The organism is Pseudarthrobacter adonitolis, assembly GCF_055412845.1.
Genome location: NZ_JBVAYW010000002.1, coordinates 180,375 through 206,779, shown reverse-complemented (window position 1 = coordinate 206,779; position 26,405 = coordinate 180,375). Strand labels below are relative to the sequence as shown.

At 63.0% G+C, this 26,405-nt stretch carries 24 protein-coding genes; 16 read left to right on the top strand and 8 right to left on the bottom strand.

Annotated elements, in window-relative coordinates; genetic code table 11:
* Positions 1–73 precede the first annotated feature (73 nt).
* The 5 genes from ACZYZ4_RS03540 to ACZYZ4_RS03520 all read left to right on the top strand — a co-directional run bounded on the left by ACZYZ4_RS03540 (position 74) and on the right by ACZYZ4_RS03520 (position 5,589).
* On the top strand, positions 74–1,159 hold the full coding sequence (locus tag ACZYZ4_RS03540; protein ID WP_463858251.1) for a PhoH family protein: 1,086 nt from the start codon (positions 74–76) through the stop codon (positions 1,157–1,159).
* On the top strand, positions 1,156–1,629 hold the full coding sequence (gene ybeY / locus ACZYZ4_RS03535; RefSeq protein ID WP_463858249.1) for an rRNA maturation RNase YbeY: 474 nt from the start codon (positions 1,156–1,158) through the stop codon (positions 1,627–1,629). Before ACZYZ4_RS03540 ends, ybeY begins: the two co-directional genes overlap by 4 nt.
* Positions 1,626–2,957, top strand: coding sequence for a hemolysin family protein (locus ACZYZ4_RS03530; RefSeq protein WP_463858247.1), 1,332 nt, complete (start codon positions 1,626–1,628; stop codon positions 2,955–2,957). Before ybeY ends, ACZYZ4_RS03530 begins: the two co-directional genes overlap by 4 nt.
* A complete protein-coding gene (era, locus tag ACZYZ4_RS03525; protein WP_354250246.1) occupies positions 2,941–3,915 on the top strand; it encodes a GTPase Era in 975 nt (324 codons plus the stop codon). The genes ACZYZ4_RS03530 and era overlap by 17 nt, the downstream gene beginning before the upstream one ends.
* Before the next feature lie 96 nt (positions 3,916–4,011).
* On the top strand, positions 4,012–5,589 hold the full coding sequence (locus tag ACZYZ4_RS03520; protein ID WP_463858245.1) for an LCP family protein: 1,578 nt from the start codon (positions 4,012–4,014) through the stop codon (positions 5,587–5,589).
* Between the two features lie 71 nt (positions 5,590–5,660).
* Here ACZYZ4_RS03520 and ACZYZ4_RS03515 read toward each other — a convergent pair whose 3' ends face one another.
* Positions 5,661–7,613, bottom strand: a complete 1,953-nt coding sequence (locus ACZYZ4_RS03515; protein ID WP_463858243.1) for a M13 family metallopeptidase — start codon at positions 7,611–7,613, stop codon at positions 5,661–5,663.
* 254 nt (positions 7,614–7,867) lie between these two features.
* Between ACZYZ4_RS03515 and leuA the strand changes: the two genes are divergently transcribed.
* From leuA to ACZYZ4_RS03500, 3 genes are all read left to right on the top strand, one after another.
* Entirely contained in the window at positions 7,868–9,607 is a 1,740-nt protein-coding gene (gene leuA, locus ACZYZ4_RS03510; RefSeq protein ID WP_463858242.1) for a 2-isopropylmalate synthase, read from the top strand.
* Positions 9,608–9,691: 84 nt separating this feature from the next.
* Positions 9,692–10,444, top strand: coding sequence for a DNA repair protein RecO (gene recO, locus ACZYZ4_RS03505; RefSeq protein WP_463858241.1), 753 nt, complete (start codon positions 9,692–9,694; stop codon positions 10,442–10,444).
* A gap of 2 nt (positions 10,445–10,446) precedes the next feature.
* Positions 10,447–11,307 carry an isoprenyl transferase gene (locus tag ACZYZ4_RS03500; protein WP_463858239.1) on the top strand — a complete coding sequence of 287 codons (861 nt, stop codon included), beginning with the start codon at positions 10,447–10,449 and terminating at the stop codon, positions 11,305–11,307.
* Here the strand turns inward: ACZYZ4_RS03500 and ACZYZ4_RS03495 are convergent.
* Entirely contained in the window at positions 11,232–12,242 is a 1,011-nt protein-coding gene (locus tag ACZYZ4_RS03495) for an alpha/beta hydrolase (protein WP_463858237.1), read from the bottom strand. The genes ACZYZ4_RS03500 and ACZYZ4_RS03495 overlap by 76 nt on opposite strands.
* A gap of 75 nt (positions 12,243–12,317) precedes the next feature.
* Between ACZYZ4_RS03495 and ACZYZ4_RS03490 the strand changes: the two genes are divergently transcribed.
* Positions 12,318–13,391, top strand: a complete 1,074-nt coding sequence (locus ACZYZ4_RS03490; protein ID WP_463858235.1) for a quinone-dependent dihydroorotate dehydrogenase — start codon at positions 12,318–12,320, stop codon at positions 13,389–13,391.
* Between the two features lie 84 nt (positions 13,392–13,475).
* Here the strand turns inward: ACZYZ4_RS03490 and ACZYZ4_RS03485 are convergent, their stop codons facing one another.
* Positions 13,476–14,078 (bottom strand): DUF3043 domain-containing protein, encoded by a 603-nt coding sequence (locus tag ACZYZ4_RS03485; protein ID WP_463858233.1) that lies wholly within the window; start codon positions 14,076–14,078, stop codon positions 13,476–13,478.
* A gap of 54 nt (positions 14,079–14,132) precedes the next feature.
* On the opposite strand from ACZYZ4_RS03485, the gene ACZYZ4_RS03480 reads away from it, so the two are divergent.
* The 5 genes from ACZYZ4_RS03480 to ACZYZ4_RS03460 all read left to right on the top strand — a co-directional run bounded on the left by ACZYZ4_RS03480 (position 14,133) and on the right by ACZYZ4_RS03460 (position 19,348).
* On the top strand, positions 14,133–15,578 hold the full coding sequence (locus ACZYZ4_RS03480) for a dipeptidase (RefSeq protein WP_463858232.1): 1,446 nt from the start codon (positions 14,133–14,135) through the stop codon (positions 15,576–15,578).
* Between the two features lie 184 nt (positions 15,579–15,762).
* Complete coding sequence (locus tag ACZYZ4_RS03475; RefSeq protein ID WP_463858230.1) at positions 15,763–16,152, top strand: HesB/IscA family protein; 390 nt, start codon at positions 15,763–15,765, stop codon at positions 16,150–16,152.
* A 187-nt stretch (positions 16,153–16,339) separates the two neighbouring features.
* A complete protein-coding gene (ctaC, locus tag ACZYZ4_RS03470) occupies positions 16,340–17,212 on the top strand; it encodes an aa3-type cytochrome oxidase subunit II (RefSeq protein WP_463858229.1) in 873 nt (290 codons plus the stop codon).
* 10 nt (positions 17,213–17,222) lie between these two features.
* The gene (gene ctaD / locus ACZYZ4_RS03465) at positions 17,223–18,950 is read left to right on the top strand and encodes an aa3-type cytochrome oxidase subunit I (RefSeq protein WP_463858227.1); all 1,728 of its coding nucleotides are present in this window, start codon (positions 17,223–17,225) and stop codon (positions 18,948–18,950) included.
* Positions 18,947–19,348 carry a cytochrome c oxidase subunit 4 gene (locus ACZYZ4_RS03460; protein ID WP_185260590.1) on the top strand — a complete coding sequence of 134 codons (402 nt, stop codon included), beginning with the start codon at positions 18,947–18,949 and terminating at the stop codon, positions 19,346–19,348. The genes ctaD and ACZYZ4_RS03460 overlap by 4 nt, the downstream gene beginning before the upstream one ends.
* Before the next feature lie 129 nt (positions 19,349–19,477).
* On the opposite strand, the gene ACZYZ4_RS03455 is transcribed toward ACZYZ4_RS03460, so the two are convergent.
* Positions 19,478–19,771: an HPr family phosphocarrier protein gene (locus ACZYZ4_RS03455; RefSeq protein ID WP_463858225.1), complete on the bottom strand. Its 294-nt coding sequence runs from the start codon at positions 19,769–19,771 to the stop codon at positions 19,478–19,480.
* Between the two features lie 187 nt (positions 19,772–19,958).
* Between ACZYZ4_RS03455 and ACZYZ4_RS03450 the strand changes: the two genes are divergently transcribed.
* Positions 19,959–20,750 (top strand): GntR family transcriptional regulator, encoded by a 792-nt coding sequence (locus tag ACZYZ4_RS03450; protein WP_463858223.1) that lies wholly within the window; start codon positions 19,959–19,961, stop codon positions 20,748–20,750.
* A 93-nt stretch (positions 20,751–20,843) separates the two neighbouring features.
* Here ACZYZ4_RS03450 and qcrB read toward each other — a convergent pair whose 3' ends face one another.
* The 4 genes from qcrB to ctaE all read right to left on the bottom strand — a co-directional run bounded on the left by qcrB (position 20,844) and on the right by ctaE (position 25,182).
* Positions 20,844–22,520, bottom strand: a complete 1,677-nt coding sequence (gene qcrB, locus ACZYZ4_RS03445) for a cytochrome bc1 complex cytochrome b subunit (RefSeq protein ID WP_463858221.1) — start codon at positions 22,518–22,520, stop codon at positions 20,844–20,846.
* The gene (gene qcrA / locus ACZYZ4_RS03440) at positions 22,498–23,568 is read right to left on the bottom strand and encodes a cytochrome bc1 complex Rieske iron-sulfur subunit (RefSeq protein ID WP_463858219.1); all 1,071 of its coding nucleotides are present in this window, start codon (positions 23,566–23,568) and stop codon (positions 22,498–22,500) included. The genes qcrB and qcrA overlap by 23 nt, the downstream gene beginning before the upstream one ends.
* Positions 23,569–23,667: 99 nt before the next feature.
* The gene (gene qcrC, locus ACZYZ4_RS03435) at positions 23,668–24,456 is read right to left on the bottom strand and encodes a cytochrome bc1 complex diheme cytochrome c subunit (protein ID WP_463858218.1); all 789 of its coding nucleotides are present in this window, start codon (positions 24,454–24,456) and stop codon (positions 23,668–23,670) included.
* A gap of 87 nt (positions 24,457–24,543) precedes the next feature.
* The gene (gene ctaE, locus ACZYZ4_RS03430; RefSeq protein ID WP_463858216.1) at positions 24,544–25,182 is read right to left on the bottom strand and encodes an aa3-type cytochrome oxidase subunit III; all 639 of its coding nucleotides are present in this window, start codon (positions 25,180–25,182) and stop codon (positions 24,544–24,546) included.
* A 147-nt stretch (positions 25,183–25,329) separates the two neighbouring features.
* Between ctaE and trpD the strand changes: the two genes are divergently transcribed.
* Positions 25,330–26,388, top strand: a complete 1,059-nt coding sequence (gene trpD, locus ACZYZ4_RS03425) for an anthranilate phosphoribosyltransferase (protein ID WP_463858214.1) — start codon at positions 25,330–25,332, stop codon at positions 26,386–26,388.
* Positions 26,389–26,405: the final 17 nt, after the last annotated feature.

Here is a 26,405-nt window from a genome sequence, read left to right as displayed (position 1 = left end):
AACCCGCCCACACAGCAGCCGGCGGCACTTAAGTTTCGAACTGGAGGAGACTACGGGCCTGCGGGCCAGCACCATGACTGAATCAGCGAACGGAAAGCGCCGGCTCAATACTGACCGCGCCGCCGGAGAATTCCCCCATTCACTTCCCGGTGTCCGGACGGAGGTGGTTCTCTTTGACAACTCCGATCAGATGGTCCAATCGCTCGGCAGCCATGATGAGGCCCTGCGTTTCATCGAAGAACAGTTCCCGTCCGTTAACTTCCACGTCCGCGGAAACGAGCTGTCCATCAGCGGCCCTGCCAACGAAGTTCCCCGCATCATGCGGCTGCTGCATGAAGTGCGCGGCCTCGTTGCCCGTGGCACGGTCATCAGCCCCGCGGTGTTGCAGCAGCTCGTCGCGTTGCTCCGCAGCCAGTCATTGCAGAACCCTGTGGACGTCCTCACTCATGACATCCTCTCCAGCCGGGGGAAGACCATCCGGCCCAAGACCCTGAACCAGAAGAACTACGTGGACGCGATTGACGCGAACACGGTGATCTTCGGGATTGGCCCTGCAGGTACGGGCAAGACTTACCTCGCGATGGCCAAGGCTGTCCAGGCGCTGCAGCAGAAGGAAGTCAGCCGCATTATCCTGACCAGGCCCGCAGTCGAGGCCGGCGAACGGCTGGGGTTCCTGCCGGGCACCCTGAGCGACAAGATCGATCCCTACCTGCGCCCGCTGTACGACGCGCTGCACGACATGATGGACCCCGAGTCCATCCCACGCCTGATGGCCGCCGGGACCATCGAAGTGGCGCCGCTGGCCTACATGCGTGGGCGCACGCTCAACGACGCCTTCATCATCCTGGACGAAGCGCAGAACACCACACCGGAACAAATGAAGATGTTCCTCACGCGTTTGGGGTTCGGTTCCAAAATGGTGGTCACCGGAGACGTTACCCAGGTGGACCTGCCCTTCGGCACCCGCTCAGGGCTGCGGATCGTGGAGGAGATCCTGCAGGGGATTGAGGACGTGAACTTCACTGTCCTGGATTCCACAGACGTGGTCCGCCACCGGCTTGTGGGTGACATCGTCCGTGCCTACAGTCTCTGGGATGATGTCCAGCGGAACAAAGTGAAGCACTCGGTAAGCCGCGAAAAGCGGGGGGAACAGGCGTGAGTATTGAGGTAAACAACGAGTCCGGCATCCAGGTTGATGAAGCGGCTCTGGTGTCACTGTCCCGTTACGTTTTCGAACAGCTGTATATCCACCCGCAGGCTGAACTCTCCATTCTCCTGGTGGATGAACCAGCCATGGAAAAGCTCCACATCGAGCTAATGGACGAGCCGGGATCCACAGACGTGCTCTCGGTCCCCATGGACGAACTGACTCCCGGTACGCCGGACCGGCCCACTCCGCAAGGGATGCTGGGTGACATCGCCGTGTGCCCCCAGGTGGCGCAGGTGCAGGCCGTCAACGCCGGGCACTCCCTGCAGGATGAGATGCTGCTGCTGACCACCCACGGGATCCTCCACCTCCTCGGCTATGACCACGCAGAGCCCGAGGAAAAGGAAGAGATGTTCGGCCTTCAGCGCCAGCTGCTTTCCGGCTTCACCGGCAAAGAAGCACCCGCCGAGACCACGCAGTGACGCCCCTGCTCCTTGTCGGCATGGCCCTGGCGTTCCTCAGTACCGCAGCACTCCTGACCGCAGCCGAGGCCGCGTTCACGTTTCTTCCCCGGCATGACGCAGAAGACGCCCTGCTGAAAAGCCGCGGAAACGCCATGCAACGTATCCTGGCCCAGCCGGTGGCCCACATCCGGGCCCTGAGGTTCTGGCGGGTCTGGTTCGAGATGGCTTCAGCCGTGGCGGTGGCCGTCCTGCTCCACAGCCTGCTGGACAACATCTGGCTGGCCGGGCTGGCCGCCACCGGGATCATGGCCCTGCTCGGCTTCGTCATCGTCGGAGTTTCCCCGCGGCAGATCGGCAGGCTCCATTCGGCTGCAGTGGTCCGGTACACGGCACCGCTGATCAGGTTCCTGACGTGGGTCCTCGGTCCCATCCCCAGGTGGCTCGTGGCGCTGGGCAGTGCAGCCGCTCCCGGCGCTCCGGCCGGTGATGACGCGTTCTTCAGCGAACAGGAATTCCGCGAACTCGTGGACCGCGCATCGGAATCGGACATGATCGAAGACACCGAAGCTGAAATGATCCAATCAGTCTTTGACTTCGGCGATACCCTGGTGCGCGCCGTGATGGTGCCCCGGACGGATATCCTCAGCATTGACGCCGGCTCCAGCCTCAGGCGGGCCATGTCGATGTTCCTGCGTTCGGGCTATTCACGGATCCCCGTGATCCGCGACAACACGGACCAGATCCTCGGAATCGTCTACCTCAAGGACGTCGCGGCAACGCTTCATGAGCTGGGACCCGACGACGAACCGCCGCCGGTCGAAGCCCTGGCCCGCGAGGTCCGGTACGTTCCGGAGTCCAAGCCGGTGAGCGACCTGCTGCGTGAACTGCAGAAGGAGTCCACACACGTTGCCATCGTGATCGACGAATACGGCGGCACGGCTGGCCTTGTCACCCTCGAAGACCTCATCGAGGAAATCGTCGGCGAAATCGTGGACGAGTATGACACCGAAAGCGCCGAGGCCGTGGCCCTGGGCGGCGGTTCCTTCCGGGTGAGCGCCCGGATGAGCATCGACGACCTCGGAGAATTGTTCGACATAGAGCTCGACGACGACGAGGTTGATACCGTGGGCGGGCTGCTGGCCAAGGCCCTGGGCCGCGTTCCCATTGTGGGCAGCCACGTGGAGGTGGGCAGCATCTCGCTGCTCGCCGAACGGCTCGAGGGCCGCCGCAACCGCGTCAGCCACATCATTGCCGCAGCAGTACCAAAAGTAGACACTGACCTTGAAGACCTCCTCGACGAGGGGGAAGCAACCCAGCAGGGAGTTCCACGTGAGCAAGAAAAATAACCGTCCGGCCAACCCGGATTCAGCCGCGAAAGACTTCGGCGGCTACAGGGCAGGCTTTGCGGTCCTCGTGGGGCGACCGAACGCGGGCAAATCAACCCTGACGAACGCCTTGGTGGGCCAGAAGGTGGCGATCACCTCCGCCAAGCCGCAGACCACGCGCCACACCATCCGGGGGATCGTGCACCGCGATGACGCCCAGCTGATCCTGGTGGATACCCCGGGCCTGCACCGCCCCCGCACGCTGCTGGGAAAGCGCCTGAACGAACTCGTCGCCGACACGCTGGCCGAGGTCGACGCGATCGGCTTCTGCCTTCCCGCCAACGAGAAGATCGGCCCGGGCGACAAGTACATCGCTGCCCAGCTCGCCGCCATCGGCAACAAGCCGGTCATCGCGATCGTCACCAAGGCGGACACGGTAGACCGGCAGGCGCTCACCGAGCAGTTGCTCGCCGTCGCAGCACTGGGCCGGGATGTCATCGGCGAGGACGGCTGGAAGGACATCGTCCCCGTCTCCGCCACCGATGGGTTCCAGGTCGACACACTCGCAGACGTCCTGATCAGCCACATGCCGGCGTCGCCGCCCCTCTATCCGGACGGGCACCTGACAGACGAACCCGAAGCCGTGATGATCGCCGAACTCATCCGGGAAGCTGCCCTCGAAGGCGTCCGCGACGAATTGCCGCACTCCCTGGCCGTCGTCGTCGATGAGATCGTTCCGCGTGAAGGCCGGCCCGAAGACCGGCCTTTCCTCGACGTCCGGGTTAACCTCTATGTGGAACGTCCGTCCCAGAAGGCCATCATCATCGGCAAGGGCGGCGCACGGCTCCGCGAAGTCGGCACCAACGCACGCAAGGGGATCGAAGCGCTGCTCGGCGCCCGAATCTACCTTGACCTGCATGTGAAGGTGGCCAAGGACTGGCAGCGCGACCCGAAGCAGCTGGTCAAGCTCGGCTTCTGACACTGCCCCCTTTGCAACGCCCGGACGGTCACCGGGAAGTTCCCAGATTGGGCAACTAAAATAGACCGGATTCATTTTTCGAGGAAGGTACACCACATGGGGCGAGGCCGCGACAATCGCGAGTACGGAGCTGATGCGTCAGCCGGAACCGGTCCGGTGTCCCGACACGCGGACGCCACCGCCGCCGGCGTTGCCCGGCATCTCGGATCCGGGCGGCAGATGTCGGCGTGGCTGAAGGTGACCACCGCGGTCCTGACCGTCCTGGTGGTCGGTGGTCTCGGTTTCGCAGGCTATTGGTATTTCCGGTTTCAGTCGAACATCACCACGGCAGCGCTGAACGCCGGCGACGGCACCGGAAACGGTGTCAATGACGCCAACGACAGGATGCAGATCTTGATCCTGGGCTCGGACACCAGGGACGGCAAAAACGCCCAGTACGGCGCCACAGACGACTCGTCAGGATACGGCCAGTCCGACGTGATGATGCTGATGGACGTCTCGGCGGATAACAAGCGCGTCAGTGTCATCAGCTTCCCCAGGGACCTTTTGGTGGACATTCCGCAGTGCACCGACCAGAAGACCAAACAGGTCTATCCCGCACGCAGCGGGGCCATGATCAACGAGGCCATGGCAGAAGCCGGCATCGGCTGCGCCGTGGACACGGTCAACGAGCTGACCGGTCTCGAAGTGGACCACTTCATGATGGCGGACTTTAATGCCGTGAAGGAGCTCTCGAACACTGTAGGCGGCGTGGACGTCTGCATTAGCGACGCCGTTTACGATCCTGATTCCCGGTTGCGGCTGCCCAAGGGCACGTCTTCGGTGCAGGGCGAAATGGCCCTCGCCTTCCTCCGGACCCGGCACGCCTTTGCCGACGGCGGCGACCTCGGCCGGATTAAGGCGCAGCAGGGATTCCTGTCATCGCTCACGCGCAAGATCAAGGACGACGGCACACTGTCAGACCCTGCCAAGATGCTGAACATTGCCGATGTTGTGACGAAGAACCTCACGGTGGACGAGAGGCTTGCCTCCGTTCCGTCGCTCGTGACAATTGGTAGTCGGCTGAAGGACATTGACATCAGCAAGGTGGCGTTTGTGGCGGTGCCCACCACAGCCGCAGTCACGGACATCAACCGCCTTCAGATTGCCGAGCCGGCCGGGTCCCAACTGTTCGCGGCCCTCCGTGAGGACGTGGACCTGACGGATCCGACAGCACCCACCACGCCGACTCCGGCGCCGACGGAAACGACCTCTCCCTCAGCGGCCCCAACAGAAACCGCAGCGCCCGTGCCACCCTATGACAAGGCACTCCAGCCCGTCACAGTAGCCAATGGGAGCGGCGTCACCGGACGCGCCCAGGAAATCGTGCAGGCACTGATCACCGGAGGCTTCACACAGACCGGGCAAGCTGCAGCCACACCGGTGGCGCAGAGCGTGGTCCACTACGGCACTGGCTTTGCCGACGTCGCAGCTGACGTGGCTGTGCTGCTGGGGATCCCGGCCGCCCAGGTCCAGTTGACACCTCGCGTTGCCGGCGTCCAGGTCTACCTCGGGACGGACTTCACGTCTGGCGCAACCTACGGCGCCGTGGCCCTGCCCGAGGACATCGTCAACCAGACTGCCGGCGACACCGTTTGCCAGCAGGCGAATCCGGAGCTGATCGTCCAGGACTGAAGGCAGTACCCAGCTTGAAGAAAAGAGGCGGGGCCACACGGCCCCGCCTCTTTTCTTCAACTACCGTCTGGCTACCAGATGCTGACGCGAGCTTCCTGCGGCATCCACATGCCGTCCTGGTCGGTCACGCTAAAGGCATCGTGGAAGGCGTCCAGGTTCTTGGCGATGGCGTTGGTCCTGAACTCGTTGGGGGAGTGGGGATCCGTGGCGAGCCTCCTGATGGCCTCTTCGGACCGGATGACCTGCCGCCAGCCGGCCGCCCAGGACGCGAAGAACCGCTGCTGCCCCGTCAGTCCGTCCAGCACCTCGGGTTCCCTGCCGTCGAGGCTGAGGAGATAGGCCTTGTAAGCGATGGTCAGGCCACCAAGGTCGCCGATGTTTTCCCCGAGCGTTAGCTTGCCGTTGACGTTGTGCCCCGGCGCGGCGTATGGCGACAACGCGTCGTACTGTGCCACCAGCTTCGCCGTGAGTTCCTCAAAGGCCGTCCGGTCATCCTCGGTCCACCAGTTCCGCAGGGCGCCGCCGCCGTCGAACTGCGACCCCTGGTCATCAAAACCGTGGCCGATCTCGTGGCCGATCACCGCTCCGATGCCGCCGTAGTTGACGGCGTCGTCGGCGTCGGCTGTGAAAAACGGTGGCTGCAGGATAGCGGCCGGGAAGACGATCTCGTTGAGCATCGGGTGGTAATACGCGTTCACCGTCTGCGGTGTCATGAGCCACTTGTTGAGGTCCACCGGTTTGCCCACCTCATCTAGGTGGCGGTCGACGTCGGCATTGTGGGCCCGCTCAATGTTGCCCAGGAGGTCCAGAGGGTCGATTTCCACAGCGGAGTAATCGATCCACTTGTCGGGGTAGCCGATCTTGGCGCGGAATGCCTCGAGTTTCCGCAGGGCCTCAGCCTTGGTTTCCTCGCCCATCCAGGCAAGGCCGGTGATGGACTGCCGGTAGGCCTCGATCAGGTTGGCCACCAGGGTCTGCATGCGGGCTTTGTGGGTTTCGGGGAAGTGCTTCGATACGTAAATCTGCCCAACGGCCTCACCGAGTGCAGCTTCGACGACGGCGACGGCCCGCTTCCAGCGGTCCTTGTTCCGGGGTGTGCCGCTGATGGTTGTTCCGTAGAAGGCAAAGTTGGCGTCCACGAACTCGGAGGACAGGTAGGGCGCGGCGCCGTTGACGACGCGCAGGGCCAGCCATTCCTGCCACACGGAGAGCGGTTCGGACTCCAGCAGGCCTGCGGCCCCACTGAAGAAGTCCGGGGTGCTCACCACGATCTCGTTGCGTTTGTCGGCGTCGATCCCGGCAGCTTCAAACCAGGTGTTAAGGAGCGGGAACAGGGTGGCTGCTTCCTCAGCGGACTTGAGGTTGTAGGTCTTCTGCGGGTCGCGCAGGGTGACATTGTCCCAGTGGTGGGAAGCCAGGCTGGTTTCGAGCGCAACGACGCGCGCGGCCGCAGCCTCCGGATCTGCCACTCCCGCCAGGTCGAACATGGTTTGGACGTGTTCGCCATAGGCCCTGACCATGGGGGCGAACTTTTCTTCCCGGTAGTAGGACTCGTCCGGCAGCCCCAGGCCACCCTGGCCGGTGTAGAGCAGAATGCGGTCCGGGTTGCCCGCGTCCGGAGCCGGGTAGATGTAGAAAAGCCCGGAAACGTCTGACCGGAACAGCCGACCGGCCAGGGCCACGAGGTCGGCAACCGTGGTGGTTGCAAATACCTCGGCAAGCCGCCCGCGGATGGGCTCTATGCCCTTGGCTTCGACGGTGGCTTCGTCCATGAAACTGCTGTAAAGCTCGCCCACCTTCCGTTCTATCCCGCTGGCGGCTTCACCCTTGGCGGCTGCTTCCTCGATGATGTCCCGGACCGCGATCTCCGCTCCGTCGCGCAGCGCGGTGAACGTTCCCTCGAGTGGCCGGTCATCCGGAATTTCCGTGGCCTTGAGCCAGGACCCGTTCACGTGCTGGTACAGGTCATCCTGCGGCCTGACGGTGTGGTCAATGTTGGACAGATCGATCCCCGAGATGGGCACAGATGCTCCTTCGTGTGACGTGCCGCGGCCGGGGCTGGCACCGGTGCGGCGTCTGCATGTTGGACGATAAGGACGGTGGTGCTCTCTCATCTTACGCACGCGTGCTACCCTCAAATGGTGCGCGCAGAGCTCCTTCTTCTTAGCTGCCGCGGCGAGGCCTCAGACGCGATTTAGCGCAAGGCCCATCCTCGTCGCGGAGTTTGTGTTGCCCGGCCACCTTTCAGATAAGAACCACAGAAAAGGCCCCGATAGTAATGCGAAACGCACAGAAGCCCTCCGGAATGCCAGCCCACCGCTACCGTCCGTTCCAGGATCAGATCACCGTTGAACTGCCTGACCGCACGTGGCCGGACAAAGTCATCACCAAGCCCCCGCGCTGGTGCGCCGTGGACCTGCGCGACGGCAACCAGGCGCTGATCGACCCGATGAGCCCGGCCCGCAAGATGAAAATGTTCGATCTGCTGGTCCGCATGGGTTACAAGGAAATTGAAGTGGGCTTCCCATCTGCGTCGCAGACCGATTTCGACTTTGTCCGCCAGCTCATCGTCGGTAACCACATCCCGGACGACGTCACCATCCAGGTCCTCACTCAGGCCCGTGAGCACCTGATCGAGCGGACGTATGAGTCCCTGGTCGGCGCAAAGCAGGCGATTGTTCACCTGTACAACTCAACGTCCGTCCTGCAGCGCCGTGTGGTGTTCAACCAGGACCAGGACGGCATCCTGGACATAGCGCTCCAGGGCGCCCGGCTGTGCAAGAAGTACGAGGAAACCCTCGTTGACACGCACATCACCTATGAATACTCCCCGGAGTCGTTCACCGGCACCGAACTGGACTATGCCGTCCGGGTCTGCAACGCCATCGCCGACGTCTTCGAAGCATCCGCCGACAGCCAGGTCATCATCAACCTGCCCGCCACGGTGGAAATGGCCACTCCGAACGTTTACGCCGATTCCATTGAGTGGATGAGCCGGAACCTGCACCCGCGTGAAGGCATCATCCTGTCCCTGCACCCGCACAATGACCGGGGCACCGGCGTGGCCGCCGCCGAGCTGGGGTACCTGGCCGGCGCGGACCGGATTGAGGGCTGCCTGTTCGGCAACGGCGAGCGGACCGGCAACGTGGACCTCGTCACCCTGGGCCTGAACATGTTCGTCCAGGGCATCGATCCCATGATCGATTTCTCCGACATCGACGAGATCCGGCGCACCGTGGAGTACTGCAACCAGTTGCCGGTGGCCGAGCGTTCCCCCTACGGCGGCGACCTCGTGTTCACCGCTTTCTCAGGCTCGCACCAGGACGCCATCAAGAAGGGCTTCGAGGCCCTCGAGAAGGATGCTGCCGCCGCCGGCAAAGACGTTGCGGACTTCACCTGGCAGGTCCCGTACCTGCCCGTTGACCCCAAGGACCTGGGCCGCAGCTACGAAGCCGTCATCCGCGTCAACTCGCAGTCCGGTAAGGGCGGCGTGGCCTACCTGCTCAAGAACGAGCACAGCCTGGACCTGCCGCGCCGCGCCCAGATGGAATTCTCCGGTGTGATCCAGAAGAAGACCGATACCGTGGGCGGCGAGGTCAGCGGTGCCCAGTTGTGGCAGCACTTCCAGGACGAGTATCTGCCCTCCAGCCAGGCCGACGACCAGTGGGGCCGCTACTCACTTGGTTCCGTCAGCACTGAAACTGATGACGACGGCGGTATGACCCTGCACGCCTCGCTCACCGTTGACGGTGTCCAGGTCCGTCGCACGGGCACCGGAAACGGACCCATCGCCGCGCTGTTGAGCATCTTGCGCGAGGACGGCATGGATGTCCGGGTGCTGGACTACAGCGAGCATGCTCTTTCGGAAGGCGGCAGCGCCATGGCCGCAGCCTACGTCGAGTGTGCCGTAGGAGAGCGGGTCCTGTGGGGCGTCGGCATTGATGCCAACACCAGCATGTCCTCCCTCAAGGCCGTCATTTCCGCAGTCAACCGTGCCATCCGGGATTCCCGCGCCTGATTCGGAATACGTCGCGCGCCGGGGCTCCCGGCGCGCAACGCACCGGCATTGCCGGCTTTCCGGAACTCAGTGCGAAGATTAACCGTGGCCCAACAATCCTTTGCTGCCCGGTCCTACCGGGATGACGCCGTGGTGCTCCGTACCCACAAGCTGGGCGAGGCCGACCGCATCATCACACTGCTGACCAAGCACCACGGCCAGATCCGCGCCGTCGCCAAGGGAGTGCGGCGGACCAGCAGCAAGTTTGGAGCGCGGCTGGAGCCGTTTATGGTTGCGGACCTGCAGTTGGTCTCCGGAAAGTCGCTAGACATTGTCACCCAGGCTGTTGCCAAGGGCGCCTACGGGAGCAACATCGCCGCAGACTATGGCCGCTACACCGTTGCCGCGGCCATGACCGAAACTGCGGAAAAACTGACCGACGTCGATGGCGAAGCCGGCACCGCCCAGTACAACCTGCTGGTGGGGGCGCTGGGCTCGCTGAGTCGGGCCGAACACGCGCCCGGACTCATCCTCGATTCGTATCTCCTGCGGGCCCTCGCCACCGGCGGCTGGGCGCCGAGTTTTACCGACTGCGCCCGCTGCGGCCGGCCCGGCCCCCATACGGCGTTTTCGGCACCGCTCGGCGGCATGGTCTGCGCTGACTGCAGACCACCCGGTTCGCCGGCGCCGGCGGCGGAGACCGTCGTTCTGCTGGGCGCCCTGCTGACCGGGGACTGGACGACGGCGGACGGTTCGCAGGTGCCGCACCGCCGGGAAGCTGCGGGGCTGGTGGCCGTATACCTGCAATGGCACCTTGAACGTGTCCTGAAATCCCTCAAACATGTGGAGCGTGGCTGACAGTGGCCTTGGGAAAAAAGAAGAGTCCTTCGCGGCAGCGGACCACCCCTGTGGTGGCACCGTATCCCCACCCGTCCGGCGCGGTTGCCCCGGCGATCCCCGCTGAATTCGTCCCCCGCCATGTCGCTGTTGTGATGGACGGTAACGGCCGTTGGGCCAACCAGCGGGGCCTGCCGCGGATCGAGGGTCACAAAGCCGGCGAACCCGCCCTGCTGGACGTGATGGCGGGCGCAATCGAACTGGGCATCGAATACGTGAGCGTCTATGCGTTTTCCACCGAAAACTGGCGCCGTTCACCCGAAGAGGTCCGCTTTCTCATGGGTTTTAACAAGGACGTGCTACGAAGGCAGCGAAACCAGCTGGACGAGTGGGGTGTCCGTGTGCGGTGGTCAGGCCGGCGTCCCAGGCTGTGGGGCTCGGTGATCCGCGAACTTGAAGAGGCTGAGGAATTCACCGCGGGCAACAGCACCTGCACGTTGACCATGTGTGTTAATTACGGCGGCCGGGCGGAAATCACGGACGCCGTATCGGCTATTGCCGCCGAGGTAGCCGCAGGCCGGCTCAAGCCCGGCGCCATCACCGAGAAAACCATCCAGAAGTTCCTGGACGAACCGGACCTGCCGGATGTGGACCTGTTCCTGCGGAGCTCGGGGGAGCAGCGGCTCTCAAATTTCCTGTTGTGGCAGTCGGCGTACGCTGAGTTCGTCTTTATGGACACGCTCTGGCCCGACGTCGACCGACGGACCCTGTGGGACGCCGTCGAAATCTACGCCCAGCGGGACCGGCGCTACGGCGGCGCCGTCGACGCCGCGCCCGGTTCAGCCGTACCGTATCCCCGGAGCCAGCGGGCGAGCCGCGCATAGGCGTCGGCCCGCACTTTGGCAGGGGAGAGGAAGACGTCGTGGAGCGCGCCGTCGATCCGTTCGACCGTGACGCTGCGCCCCAGCGTCAGGGCGCGGAGGGCGATGATGTTGACGTCCAGTACGGCGTCGGTTCGCCGCATTTCCTCGGACCAGAACGGCCCTGTGGCGCTGCCCCGGGACAGCAGCACCAGGATGGGTATGTCGATGCCCAGGCCACGAGCCACCTTGGTGTGGCCAGCCAGGATGGCACTGAGCCAGCCCACGCGGAGCGGAAATGCCATGGGCGGCCGGAACTTGTCGTCAAGCGGCCACTCGCCCTCGGCTGAACTGCTGATGGTCCGCCAATAGAACCCCCGCTCAGGCAGGCGCAGGACCGCCTCCGGCCGGAAACGCGCCACGGGTCCCACCATCGTGGAGGCAGCACGGCGCACCAGCGAGCTGCCGTGCATCTCCAGCCAGGGACTGTTCAATACCAGCTGCGAGGCAGCTCCGGGGTGGTTGCTGACCCAGAGGGCGGCCACCAGGCCGCCGGTGGAATGGCCCATCAGCGTGAGTGAGACCTCGGCTCCCCCTTCCGGGGAGTGCGTGTCGGCCCGAAGGATGGATATGGCCGCCTCGATCTCGGCGTCATAATCCGCCAGGTTCGCCACGTAGCCGCCAGGCGTTTCCGGGCGCAGGCTGCGGCCATGGTTGTGCATGTCCAGGGCGTAAAACTCATAACCCCGGCCCGTCCAGAACTGTGCGAGATCCACATTGAAGAAGTAATCGCTCCAGCCATGGAGGAACAGCACTGTCCGCCGCCGTCCGGTGGCCGCCAATTCCCTCGCCGGACGGAAGCGCACCAGCGTGGCGGTGCGCTGGACGCCGTCGTCGCCCGCGGCCTCGAAGGTGCAGGCTTCAAAGCCGGCACCGAGGATATCTGGCTGCCACCTCATGGCTTTATGCTAGCCGGGGTGGCGTCTGCGGCGGCCCGGTTTGGTCTGGACCGTCCGAGACGGAAAACTAGAGCCATGCGCGTATATCCGACATTCTTCAGGCTGGCCTTTTCGTGGATGGACGCGGAACGCGCCCACAAGATCGGATTCAAGGGGATCAAGCTCGCCCATACTTCCGGCGCAGGACGGCTGCTGCAGCGGTTCACGGCGCCGGCAGCCTCATTGCAGACTTCTGCCTTTGGGCTGACCTTCCCGTCCCCGTTCGGCCTTGCGGCCGGATTCGACAAGGAGGGGTTCGGCATCGAGGCCCTCACCGAACTTGGCTTTGGCCATGTCGAAGTAGGGACCATCACCGGGCAGGCACAGCCAGGCAACGAGAAGCCGCGCCTGTTCAGGCTGATCGAGGACCGGGCTGTCATTAACCGGATGGGGTTCAACAACGATGGCGCGGCCGCCGTCGAACCGCGCCTCAAGGCGGCACGGGCCGCCCTGCAGCGCAGGCACCCCAACGTCCGCCCCGTGATCGGGGTGAACATCGGCAAGAGCAAGGTGGTGGAACTCGACGACGCCGTGGCCGATTACCTCATCAGCGCCCGGAGCCTGGCGCCCGCCGCGGACTACCTGGTGGTTAATGTCAGCTCACCCAACACGCCCGGGCTGCGCCTCCTGCAGGATGTCCAGACGCTCCGCCCGCTGCTGACCGCGGTAGGGGCAGAGGCGGACAAGGCTGCCGGCCGGCACGTCCCGCTGCTCGTGAAGATCGCACCGGACCTCAGAGATGAGGACATCGACGACGTCGCCAGGCTGGCCCTGGACCTTAAGCTGGACGGCATTATCGCCACGAATACCACGATCGGGCGTGAGGGGCTGGCGTCGCCGGCTGCGAAAGTGGACGAATGCGGTGCCGGGGGCCTGTCCGGGGCACCGCTGAAGCAGCGTTCATTGGAAGTCCTTCGCCGGCTCAAGGAGGCCACCGGGGGTGCGATCACGTTGGTGGCCGTCGGCGGCGTCGAGACGGCGAAAGACGTCCAGGACCGGTTGGATGCCGGGGCCACGCTGGTCCAGGGTTACACGGCCTTCCTGTACGAGGGGCCGTTCTGGGCGGTACGGATCAACCGCGACCTGGCCAAAGCCCGACGCAATGGCTGACTAACACAACAAAACCCCGGCGGTCGGACCGCCGGGGTTTTGTTGTCTAAGCATGCGCTGCCGGCGCTTGGTCCGGCGCGCCTATCAGGACGGGTATTGCCCGCGCTTCACGAGCGGCTTGGGCAGGCGCAGTTTGCGGAACTGCAGGGAACGCATGGAGCCGTACCAGACGGTGCCACGCTCAAGCTCGCCGAACTTCCCGGTGAGCTTCTTGCGGAGCTGCCGGGACAGAATAAACACATCCACAAAGACGGCCAGGAACATCACCCAGAAACCGCCCAGGACATAAACCATCTGCCCACTGGAAGCCGGCACGATCAGGGAAATGATAACGAATACGAGGGCGCCGAACATCAGGTATTCGCCCAGGCTGAAGCGCGCATCCACGTAATCACGGGCATAACGCTTCTGTGGACCCTTGTCGCGCAAGGGCAGGAACTTCTCATCACCTGTATCGAGGGCCTGGCGCATTTTGGTCCGCTGGTCCTGGATGGCCTGGCGCTCCGCCGCCTTTGACGCCTTGCGGTCCTCCGGCACCAGGGGCCGCTTCCGGGCCGCTTCCTGCGCTCTGCGCTTGGGCGTGGGCGCACCCTTGCCCAACGCGGCATCCTGCCGGGCTGCCGCTTCAGCGGCCTGCTGGTCTATTGATTGCTGCGCCGTTGGCGCTTCCTTTTTACGTCCGAACACGTGAACAGAATACCTTGCGGCCCAAGGAGATTCGGCGCGGGTATTGTGTTCGCCATGACCCACACTCCAGCAGCCAATCCGTCCGACGCCAGCACCCCCGGCTCCGGTCACCCTGCACTGGCCATCGACGCGGACCGACTCCGGCTGTCCGTCGCAGGTTCCTTCGACACCACCCTCGACCGGCTCAAGGAACTTGTGGCCATTCCCGGCATCGCCTGGCCGAGTTTCGATCCTGCTCCCTTGGAGGCCAGCGCGCAGGGTGTAGCGGAACTGTTGCGTGCCGCCGGAGTCGAGGATGTCCAGGTCCTGCGCAGTAATAAGGACGACGGCACCCCCGGCGGCCCTGCCGTCGTCGCACGCCGCCAGGCGGCAACTGGGAAGCCGACCATCCTGCTGTACGCCCACCACGACGTCCAACCGCCCGGGGACCCGGCGCTGTGGGAAACAGAGCCTTTCACCGCCGTCGAACGGGACGGCAGGCTGTACGGACGCGGCGCTGCTGACGACAAGGCCGGGATCATGGCCCATGTGGCCGCCTATGCTGCAGCAACCGAGGTTCTGGGCACGGAATTCGGCCTTGGCGTGACGTTCTTTTTCGAAGGGGAGGAGGAAGCTGGTTCTCCCACCTTCCGTTCCTTCCTGGAATCGCACCGGGAACTGCTGAGGGCCGATGTGATCGTGGTGGCCGATTCCAGCAACTGGAAGGTGGGCATTCCCGCCCTGACCACCAGCCTGCGCGGCCTTGTGGACGGAACCATTGAAGTTCAGGTACTGGACCATGCTGTCCACTCGGGCATGTTCGGTGGACCCGTACTGGACGCGCCAACCCTGCTGTCCCGATTGATTGCCACCCTGCACGACGCAGAGGGCAATGTGGCCATCGAAGGCTTGGTGTCGAATGAGTACGTCAGCGTGGAGCTCACCGAAGCGGAGTACCGGGCCGATTCCTCTGTCCTGGACGGCGTCCGGCTCGCCGGCACGGGCAGCATTGCCGCCCGGCTGTGGACTAAACCTGCGCTGTCCATCATCGGCTTCGATGCACCCGCCGTGGACGTGGCATCAAATACGCTCCTGCCGCGGGCGCGTGCCAAGTTCAGCCTGCGCCTGGCACCGGGCCAAGTTCCAGCGGCAGCCATGGATGCCGTGCAACGGCATGTCGAGGCCAACGCACCTTTTGGCGCGAAGGTGGTGTTCACCCCGGGGGAGAGCGGGAATTCGTTCCTCGCCGATACAACTTCCACCGCCGCGAAGTTCGCAATGTGGGCGCTTGGCGAGGCTTGGGGTGTTCCGGCGGTGGAGATGGGGATCGGCGGGTCGATTCCCTTTATCGCAGACCTGATGGACATATATCCGGACGTCCAGATCCTCGTGACCGGTGTTGAGGATCCCGATTCCCGTGCCCACAGTGCCAACGAGTCCCTCCACATCGGTGATTTCAGGAACGCTGTGATCGCCGAAGCGCTGCTTCTCGCCCGGCTCAACTCCGAGGGCCTGTCCTGACTGCGATGCTTCGCGAATGCCTGCATTCCTCCACCGTTGGGAACAATCATTGGACCAGCTTGGTTACGTCAGAAGTTAGAGCTACACGGCTGACCGAAGTAGCATGTAGCTATAGCCCGTACCGTATCCGTAGGGGCAGGCACCGCTGACGCGGGGCCGCCAGGACCGTCCTAAGGTAGGCCAAATGAGCACCGCAACCAACGAGAACATCACCGACACCGCCAGCGCTGCCAGCGATGAACTGGCCGCACACGAGGTCAAACTGACCGACGTCGCAGCAGGCAAGGTCCGCAGCCTCCTGGAACAGGAAGGCCGGACCGATCTCCGCCTCCGCGTTGCCGTGCAGCCTGGCGGCTGCTCCGGCCTCATCTACCAGCTGTACTTCGACGAGCGCCTCCTCGAAGGAGATGCCGTCCGTGACTACGACGGCGTCGAAGTTGTGGTGGACAAAATGAGCGTGCCGTACCTCAGCGGTGCCAGCATCGACTTCGAGGACACTATCTCCAAGCAGGGCTTCACCATCGACAACCCCAATGCCGGTGGCTCCTGCGCCTGTGGTGATTCGTTCCACTGACCCGGTTCTTTCGCCCGATGCCGGCGCCTGCTTTCCGCCCGCCAAAAACGGCACGGAGGCACGGCGCCGACATGTGGGCGAAACGCCCGGCAGAGCGGTAAGCTCTACACCGAGTAGTAAAACTTTTAGTGTGCCCGGAAGGCCCCTTGGGTGGCCGGGCAACAGCAACAAGTAGGAAGGGCCGTCTGTGAGTTCGCAGAACCGAACCGGCAGCCGACGCAAAACGATCACTACGATCTCAGGCTTGGCAGTTGCCGGCGCGTTGGTTTTGACTGGATGTTCGCCAGAGGTAGAGAAGGGGTGGCTGCCCACTGAGCGTGGCACCACCAATCACACTGACCGGATCATGGACCTCTGGGTCAACTCATGGATTGCAGCCCTGGTTGTGGGCATCATCACGTGGGGTTTGATCGTTTGGTGCCTTGTCGCCTACCGCCGCCGCAAGGGAACCACGGGTTTCCCGCGGCAGACCAGCTTTAATCTCCCGCTGGAGGTCTTTTACCTGACCATCCCGCTATTCATGGTCCTGGTGTTCTTCTACTTCACCGACCGCGACCAGCAGGCCATCGATGACCGCTCCAAGCCCGCCGACGTCGTAGTTGACGTCCGTGGCAAGCAGTGGGCCTGGGACTTCAACTACAAGTCCGGCGAGGTCGTTACTGAGGATGTCCACGAAGCAGGAGTCCAGGCACACCTGACGGGTAACACCATCGACAAGGAAGCGCTTCCGACGCTCTACCTGCCGGTTGGAAAGTCAGTTGACCTCGAACTGAACTCCCGCGATGTCATCCACTCGTTCTGGGTCCCCGCCTTCCTGCAGAAGCGCGACATGATCCCCGGCAAGACCAACTACATCAGGTTCACCCCCACTAAAGAGGGAACATACGACGGCAAGTGCGCCGAACTCTGCGGTGAGTACCACTCCGAAATGCTGTTCCGCGTCAAGGTTGTCTCCGAAGCCGAATTCCAGGCTCACATGGACAAGCTCAAGGCAGATGGCAACACGGGGCTCATCGGCGAAGAGTACGACCGCAACCCGAACCTGAACGAAATAAAGTAAGGGGAGCGACGTGGCTACTTACACCCAAACCGCACCTGCCGGAACCCTTGAGGCTCCCGTAGTTCCTAAGTCCAAGGGACGCATCGTCGTCAACTGGATCACTTCCACCGACCACAAGACCATCGGGTACATGTACCTGATCGCATCCTTTGTGTTCTTCTGCCTCGGTGGCGTCATGGCACTGCTGATCCGCGCCGAACTGTTCGAACCCGGCATGCAGATCCTGCAGACCAAAGAGCAGTACAACCAGCTGTTCACGATGCACGGCACGGTAATGCTGCTGATGTTCGCGACGCCGCTTTTCGCCGGCTTCACCAACGTCATCATGCCACTGCAGATCGGCGCCCCCGACGTCGCCTTCCCTCGGCTGAACGCACTGGCCTTCTGGTTCTTCCTCTTCGGCTCCACCACCGCGGTGTCCGGCTTCATCACCCCCCAGGGCGCGGCCTCGTTCGGCTGGTTCGCCTACGCGCCGCTGTCCAACACGACGTTCAGCCCTGGCATCGGCGGTGACCTGTGGGTCTTCGGCCTGGCGCTGTCCGGCTTCGGCACCATCCTTGGCGCGGTCAACTTCATCACCACCATCATCTGCATGCGCGCCCCGGGCATGACCATGTGGCGGATGCCCATCTTCACCTGGAACGCCTTGGTGACGTCCATCCTCGTGCTGATGGCCTTCCCGCCGCTGGCTGCGGCACTGTTCGCGCTCGGCGCCGACCGCCGCTTCGGTGCCCACATCTTCGATCCGGAAAACGGCGGCGCCGTACTCTGGCAGCACCTGTTCTGGTTCTTCGGCCACCCCGAGGTGTACATCATCGCGCTGCCGTTCTTCGGCATCGTCTCGGAGATCTTCCCGGTCTTCAGCCGCAAGCCGATCTTCGGTTACAAGGGCCTTGTCTACGCCACCATTGCCATTGCAGCCCTTTCCGTCACCGTGTGGGCCCACCACATGTACGTCACGGGCTCTGTCCTGCTGCCGTTCTTCGCCTTCATGACCATGCTCATCGCTGTCCCGACCGGGGTGAAGTTCTTCAACTGGATCGGCACCATGTGGCGAGGCTCGTTGACGTTCGAGACACCCATGCTGTGGAGCCTCGGCTTCCTCATCACGTTCCTCTTCGGCGGCCTGACCGGCATCATCCTGGCTTCGCCGCCGCTGGACTTCCACGTCTCCGATTCATACTTTGTGGTGGCGCACTTCCACTACGTGGTGTTTGGCACTGTGGTGTTCGCGATGTTCGCAGGCTTCTACTTCTGGTGGCCCAAGTGGACCGGCAAGATGCTCAACGAACGCCTCGGAAAGATCCACTTCTGGCTGTTGTTCCTTGGCTTCCACGGCACCTTCCTAATCCAGCACTGGCTGGGCGTTGAAGGCATGCCCCGCCGCTACGCGGACTACTTGGTGGAGGACAACTTCACGTGGATGAACCAGTTCTCCACCATTTCCTCGTTTGTGCTCGGCGCATCCCTGATTCCCTTCTTCTGGAACGTCTACATCACCTGGCGCAGCTCCGAGCGCGTCGAAGTGGACGATCCCTGGGGCTTCGGAGCCTCGCTCGAGTGGGCTACCTCCTGCCCGCCGCCGCGCCACAACTTCACCTCGCTGCCCCGGATCCGTTCAGAGCGTCCCGCCCTGGACCTCCACCACCCGGAGCTTTCGCAGGTACATACCGTTGAATCGCCTGCAGCCGCAGCAGCGGTGCTCGGTAACGCCGACCAGAAGGACACCGCCAAGTGAAAATCGAATCATGGATATTTGGAGCCGGAGTTTTCTTCTTCGTACCGGTTTCCCTGGTCTACGGTTTCCTGACCAACTGGAGTGAATGGGTCGGAACCCTCGGGATCCTCCTCGTGGGCGGACTCTCCGGAATGATCGGCGGCTACCTCGGCTTCACCGGCAAGCGCATCGGGATGCGTCCTGAGGACCGCAACGATGCCGAGATCCATGAGGGCGCCGGTGAACAGGGGCACTTCAGCCCCTGGAGCTGGTGGCCGCTGGTTCTGGGCCTCGCCTGTGCGGGCGGATTCCTGGGCCTTGCAGTGGGTTGGTGGATCCTGTTCATCGCAGCCGGCCTCGCAGTCGTAGCCCTCGTGGGTTGGGTCTTCGAGTACAGCCGTGGGGACCACGCCCACTAGAAGCCGCTGAGCTTCAGCAGAGATTTTGCATATTACGACGTCGGGCCCCACCTCCTGGTGGGGCCCGACGTCGTTCTTGTCCGTACGATTTCGCGCGGGGAGCCGTGGGGCAGTGCGCCCTGGGAGAGGCTAGCTGGCCCCCTGAGACTCCAGGAGCTCTCCCAGCATCCGCAGGACCACCTCGGCGTCGCGGTGACTGACAGAGCCGCTGAGGGCCCCCTCGAGGACTGAAAGCTCTACTTCGCAGCCGAAGGGGAAATCGGCAGTCATGACTTCCAGCAGGGAGCGGGCGTCGACACCCTGGATGCCGGCCTTGCGGATGGTGACAGGAAGTCCCGTTTCGGTCACAGCCCTGACGAACATCGCGGCAGGACGGGCATGCAAGCCGACTGACGCTGACACAACGGCCTTATGCACTGGCAAGGGGTCTCCCATTTCCTGATGGCCCCCAAACCGTCATCGCTAAATTTCCTGTCCAATATATCCGGCTGGATGGCTGCGCGACCAAACGGGGGGAGCAGGGGGCGGTCCGTTGCTGGAACTGGTCTAGTCCAGCAACGCTGCTTGCCTTAAGCTTGGACAGTGAAAACTGAAGCAAGGACGTACCTCCGTGGCTGCTGATGCCCGCGGCGTTGCCGGCGAGATTGACCGCAGCAACGGGACTGCCATCTACATCCAGCTCAGGGAGATCCTCCGGGCCTACATCAGCGATTCCTGTCCGCCTGGATCTGCGCTGCCTTCGGAACGGGATCTTGCCCTGCGGTTCGGCCTGGCCCGGATGACCGTCCGGCAGGCCATCGATGCCCTGGTCGGCGAAGAAGTCCTCGAGCGAGTTGTCGGCCTCGGCACCTTCGTGCGGAAGCCCAAACTCGACCTTCAGGTGAAGCTCACTTCCTACAGCGAAGAGATGCAACGCCGCGGCATGGTCCCGGCCGCCAGGGTCCTGAGCTTTGAACAGATCGGCGCCAGCGCCTTCCTGGCGCGGGAACTGCAGGTGGAGGAGGGGACACCTCTGGTCCGCTTCCGTCGGCTGCTGCTGGCGGACGGAGAGCCCATGAGCGTGGACGAGAACTTCATCCCGGCGCAGCGAGTCCCGGGTCTTCTGGACGGCGAGCCCCCAACATCGCTCTACAACGTGCTGAGTGAGCAGTTCGGCCTCGTGATGGAGTGGGGGGAAGACATGATCGAAGCGACAGCAGCTTCCCCCTCTACGGCGCGCCTGCTCAATGTCGACGTCGGCGCCCCCTTGCTCAAAATCCAGAGGCACGCCTTTGTTGCCCGGGCGATGGTGGACTACTCAGTTTCGTACTACCGGGCCGACCGCTACAAACTATGGGTACCGCTCCAGCGGCCAGGTGCGAGGCCTGCCCGGAACCAATCGCTGGGCTACCGCAACCACTAGTAGCGGGCCGGCAGGAGGCAACAGCGGCGGCTGCCAGTAACGGGAAAGGCCCGGTCCAAATGGACCGGGCCTTTCCCGTTACTGCTGTGAGCGTTAGTGGCTGAGGCTCTTGCTTTCCTCGCCGGCCTCTACGGCTGGGTGGGCGTGGTGGCCGTGTGCGGCCTCCAGCTCTGCAGGCGTGGCCGGTGCAACACGGTCCTCAAAGAACCACTTGGACAGGAACGCACGCTGCTTTTCCTTGCGCGTCACAATGCCGTGGTCGTTGGGTACCGCCGGCAGCGGTGAGGGGGATTCGAATCCAACGAGCTTGTAACGCTTGTACTCATCCAGGGGCGCATGCACTTCTATGAACTCGCCATGCGGAAGGCGGACAATGCGTCCTGTTTCCCGGCCGTGGAGCGCGATTTCGCGGTCCTTGCGCTGCAGGGCGAGGGCTACTCGCTTGGCAACCATAAACGCGATGACCGGGCCGATGAAGAACAAGGCGCGGAGCCAGTACGTCACATCGTTCAGGGACACGTGGAAGTGTGTGGCGATGAGGTCCGAACCAGCGGCTGCCCACATGACGCAGTACCAGACGAAGCCGGCGACGCCGATGGCGGTGCGGGTGGGGGCGTTCCGCGGACGGTCCAGGACGTGGTGTTCGCGGGTGTCCTTGGTGATCCAGCTTTCGATCCACGGGTACATAAACATCACCGTGAACAGAATGCCTGCGGGCACCAGTGCGGGCAGCAGGACGTTCAGCGTCAGGGTGTATCCGAAGACGACGTACTCGAATTTGAAGTCACCGATGACGCCGGGCATGAGCCGGAGGGCGCCGTCAACGAACCCGATGTACCAGTCAGGCTGAGTACCGGCGGATACCGGTGACGGATCGTAGGGGCCGTAGTTCCAGATCGGGTTGATAGTGAAGAATGCCGCCATCAGGGCAATCACACCGAAAACGATGAAGAAGAAGCCGCCTGCCTTGGCTGCGTATACAGGGCCGAGCGGGTATCCAACAACGTTGCCGTCGTTGCGGCCCGGGCCGGGGTACTGGGTGTGCTTGTGCACAACCACCATAAAGAGGTGCAGGACGATCATCAAAAGGATCAGCGCGGGCACGAGCAGGATGTGCAGCATGTAGAGGCGGCCGATCACGAGCGTCCCTGGGAACTCGCCACCGAAGAAAAAGAAGGAAATGTATGTTCCGACGACCGGGATTGCCTTCATAACACCGTCGATGATCCGCAGGCCGTTGCCGGAGAGTAGGTCATCGGGGAGGGAGTAGCCGGTGAAGCCGGCTGCCATGGCAAGGATCAGAAGGACGCTGCCGACAACCCAGTTCATTTCACGCGGTTTGCGGAAGGCGCCCGTGAAGAAGACGCGCAGCATGTGCACGGCGATCGAGGCGACGAAAAGCAGTGCAGCCCAGTGGTGCACCTGGCGCATGAACAAGCCGCCGCGGACGTCGAAGGAAATGTTCAGCGACGAGCTGTAAGCAACGGACATTTCGACGTTCTTCAACGGCACGTATGAGCCGTTGTAATGGGTTTCCGCCATGGACGGATCAAAGAAGAAGGTCAGGAACGTGCCCGATAGCAGGAGGATGACGAAGGAGTAGAGCGCAACCTCACCGAACATAAACGACCAGTGGTCGGGGAATACCTTGCGTCCGAATTCGCGCAGGATTCCTGATCCGCCAACCCGCGCGTCAACAAAATCAGTGATGCGTCCGGCTTTAGTCTTGGCGACGAAGGCGGGGGCTTCAGCTCTTGATGCTGCGCTCATGCTCATCACGCTCCCAGTAACTCGGTCCTACAGGTTCATTGAAGTCGCTGGTTGCGACCAGGTAGCCCTCGGCATCCACTGCAATCGGCAGCTGGGGGAGGGGCCGGCTGGCCGGTCCAAAGATCACCTTGCACTCGTTGGTGAGGTCAAAGGTGGACTGGTGGCACGGGCACAGCAGGTGGTGCGTCTGCTGCTCGTACAGAGCAACGGGACAACCGACGTGGGTGCAGATCTTGGAGTAGGCAACGATTCCGTTGTAGCTCCAGTCTTCGCGGCCCTCCGAGGGGTTCAGCGAGGCTGGATCCAGACGCATCAGCAAAACAACAGCCTTGGCCTTTTCGTTGAGCTTGCCTTCATGCAGTTCGTTCAGGCCCTCAGGAATTACGTGGAAAGCCGAGCCGATGGTGACGTCAGAGGCCTTGATAGGTGTGCCGTCGGGGTCGCGAGTGAGACGCTTGAGTTTGCCTTCTTGCGGGGCCCACATCGTGTGGGCCAACGCCCGGTCGGGGCGGGGGCCGAGGTCGCCGAAAACCGCAATTGCGGGAAGCGGGGCCAGGGCCATAGCACCGAGCAGCGTGTTGCGGATGAGTGGGCGGCGTTTGATGCCGGTCTCTTCCACGATGTCATCCACGATTCGGACTGCCGCCAGGCGGTCTTCTTCGGTGCGGATGGGATGGCGTTCTTCGGAGACTTCATGGTCCGGCATCAGGGCTTTAGCCCAGTGCACAATACCGGTGCCGATGCCGAGCATCGCAAACGCGGTGCCAAGGCCCAGCAGGGCGTTCTGAAGCCGGATGGTGGCGATGCTTGTGCCATCGCCCAGGTCGATGGCGAAGTACGCCACCAGGAAGATCAGGGTGCCGACAACTGACGCGCCGAAAAGTACGGCGACCTGCCGTTCTGCACGCTTTGCGGCCTTCGGGTCCGTGTCGGCCAGGCGCAAACGATGCGGGGGAATTCCAGGATCCTGGAACTTCTCCACCTCATTCTGACCAGCCGTAGCTACGGTGCCCGAGTGGTTCGGACTGCCGTCACTATGGTTGCCCATAATTCGCCTCATCCTTCTCTCGTCCCGGCGTTTGCCAGGTTAGTTTTCAATTTCAAACTGCTGACTGGGCAGCAGAAGTTCTTAGGTTTCCCGTTGCGCCTAAGACGTCCGGGAAGTAAGCCAGATGGTGAACGCGATGATGACACCCAGGCCTGCAATCCAGACGAAAAGTCCTTCAGAGACCGGGCCGAGGGCGCCGAGGTCGGCGCCGCCGGGGGAGCCGTTGGCCTCGATCTGCTTAAGGAACGTGACGATGTCGCGCTTGCCCTCGGGGGTAACGTTTGTGTCACTGAACACGGGCATGTTCTGCGGTCCGGTGACCATCGCTTCGTAGATGTGCTTGCCGGAGACATCGGCAAGGGCGGGAGCGAACTTGCCACGGGTGAGTGCACCGCCGGCGGCTGCCGCGTTGTGGCACATGGCGCAGTTCACGCGGAAGAGCTCTCCACCCTTGGCAGCGTCACCCTGCTCATCAAGCAGATGTTCTTCAGGTATTGCCGGGCCGGCCCCCAAGGAAGCTACGTAGGCTGAAAGCTGGTGAGTCTGCTCATCGTTGAACTGGGCCGGCTTCTTGTATGCCTGGGGACCGTTCATCTGCATGGGCATCCGGCCGGTACCGACCTGGAAGTCAACCGACGCAGCACCGACACCAACCAGCGAGGGGCCATCCTGGGTGCCGCTCGCGCCCATGCCGTGGCAGGTGGCGCAGTTGGCTTCAAAGAGCTTTTCGCCCTCGGCGCTGTCATTGGTGCTGAAGCTGGTGGTGGACGCCTTGGCCTCGTTGACGGTGGTGGCAACGGCGTACAGCCCACCAGTGACGAGGAGTCCCATCAGTAGCAGCGCGATTACTGCGAGTGGGTGACGCCGCTTTTGCGAGAGAGCCTTCACGTGGTGGTTCCTTTATTCGATCGTGCGCCGGCTCCGTGAGCCGCTTCTTGAAATTCTGCCTCTTGTAGAAAAGGAATCAAAGCTTGACTACTTAAGTACGTAGATGACCAGGAAGAGGCCGATCCAGACAACGTCCACAAAGTGCCAGTAGTAAGACGTGACGATCGCGGAGGTTGCTTCGAAGTGGCCGAACTTCTTTGCTGCGAACGAGCGTCCGATGATGAAGAGGAAAGCTATGAGGCCGCCGAGGACGTGCAGGCCGTGGAAGCCGGTGGTCATGTAGAACGCTGAGCCGTAGGCATTGGATGAGAGCGAAACGTGCTCTGAAACCAGCATCGCGTATTCCGTTGCCTGGCCGGCGACGAAGAACGCGCCCATAACGAAGGTCAGCGTGAACCATTCGTTCATGCCCCAGCGGGAGAGCTGGAACGGGCCGCCTGTTTTGCGAGGCTGCAGCCGTTCGGCGGCGAAGACGCCCATCTGGCAAGTAAAGGAACTGGCCACGAGGACGATCGTGTTAACGAGCGCAAAGGGGAAGTTGAGCTTGGCTGTCTCTTCCGCCCACATCTGTCCGCTCGTGGAGCGCAGCGTGAAGTACATGGCGAAGAGACCGGCGAAGAACATCAACTCACTGGACAGCCAGACTACGGTTCCGACAGAAACCATATTGGGGCGGTTCAGCGTGGGGTGCGCAGGGGTACTGGGGGCATGGGTCGCAGATGTCACATAGACATTATGTCTATAAAAGTCCGTACTTCCCAACGCGAACCGCCTTTTCGGGGGACTTTTTCTACAAAGACGCGAAATCAGTGCGAAAAGTTCCCGGCGACGTTCACATTGGTCAGGTCCGAGGTGGCTCGATAGCATCAGGAGGTGACTTCTCAGGCAACCGCGCCGGCGGACAGCAACACCTGGCCGCGGCTTATATCGGCTCTTATCAACGGTACTGACCTCACAGCGGACAATACCGCTTGGGCGATGGACAGAATCATGTCCGGGGAGGCGACCCCTTCGCAGATCGCCGGATTCCTGGTTGCCCTCAGCGCCAAGGGGGAAACCGTCGACGAAATCTCGGGCCTGGTGGACGCGATGCTGCGCCATGCAACACCGATCGATATTCCCGGTGAGAAGCTGGACATCGTTGGTACCGGCGGTGACCAGCTCAATACCGTCAACATTTCCACCATGTCTGCCCTTGTAGCTGCGGGCGCTGGAGCGAAGGTCGTAAAGCACGGCAACCGTGCAGCTTCTTCGTCCTCAGGGTCGGCCGACGTGCTTGAAGCACTGGGGGTCAGGCTCGACCTCCCGGTGGCTCAGGTGGCACGCAACGCGGGGGAGGCTGGAATCACTTTCTGCTTCGCGCAGGTATTCCACCCGTCTTTCCGTCACACGGCCGTGCCCCGCCGGGAGCTAGCCATCCCCACCGCTTTTAATTTCCTGGGCCCGCTGACCAACCCTGCACTGGTGCAGGCCTCAGCCGTGGGAGTGGCGAATGCCCGGATGGCTCCGCTGGTCGCAGGCGTCCTGGCGAAGCGGGGCAGCCGTGGCCTGGTTTTCCGTGGCAATGACGGCCTGGACGAACTGACTACTACGGGTCCCTCCACCGTCTGGGAAATCCGCGACGGCGCTGTCTCTGAGCTGAATTTTGAGCCGGCCGAGCTGGGCATCCGTGCCGCGACTGTGGCGGAACTCCGCGGGGGGGACGCCCAGGCGAACGCCGCCGTCGTCCGTGATGTTCTTGCCGGCAAGACCGGCGCAGCACGGGATGCCGTGCTGCTTAACGCGGCCGCCGGACTGGTGGCCTTTGATGAATCGTCGGATGGCCCGTTCCTGGAGCGTATGCGTTCGGCGCTTGCCCGGGCCGCAGAGTCGATTGATACGGGTGCCGCCGCTGCGGTCCTAGATAAGTGGGTATCGCTGACGCGGCCGTGACATACGTACAGGAAAAG

Excerpts from the sequence above, each read along its gene's own strand:
- ACZYZ4_RS03540 (WP_463858251.1), top strand. The coding sequence starts at position 74 with ATGACTGAATCAGCGAACGGAAAGCGCCGGCTCAATACTGACCGCGCC.
- ACZYZ4_RS03520 (WP_463858245.1), top strand. The coding sequence starts at position 4,012 with ATGGGGCGAGGCCGCGACAATCGCGAGTACGGAGCTGATGCGTCAGCC.
- leuA (WP_463858242.1), top strand. The coding sequence starts at position 7,868 with ATGCGAAACGCACAGAAGCCCTCCGGAATGCCAGCCCACCGCTACCGT.
- ACZYZ4_RS03495 (WP_463858237.1), bottom strand. The coding sequence starts at position 12,242 with ATGAGGTGGCAGCCAGATATCCTCGGTGCCGGCTTTGAAGCCTGCACC.
- ACZYZ4_RS03490 (WP_463858235.1), top strand. The coding sequence starts at position 12,318 with ATGCGCGTATATCCGACATTCTTCAGGCTGGCCTTTTCGTGGATGGAC.
- ACZYZ4_RS03480 (WP_463858232.1), top strand. The coding sequence starts at position 14,133 with ATGACCCACACTCCAGCAGCCAATCCGTCCGACGCCAGCACCCCCGGC.
- ACZYZ4_RS03475 (WP_463858230.1), top strand. The coding sequence starts at position 15,763 with ATGAGCACCGCAACCAACGAGAACATCACCGACACCGCCAGCGCTGCC.
- qcrB (WP_463858221.1), bottom strand. The coding sequence starts at position 22,520 with ATGAGCGCAGCATCAAGAGCTGAAGCCCCCGCCTTCGTCGCCAAGACT.
- qcrA (WP_463858219.1), bottom strand. The coding sequence starts at position 23,568 with ATGGGCAACCATAGTGACGGCAGTCCGAACCACTCGGGCACCGTAGCT.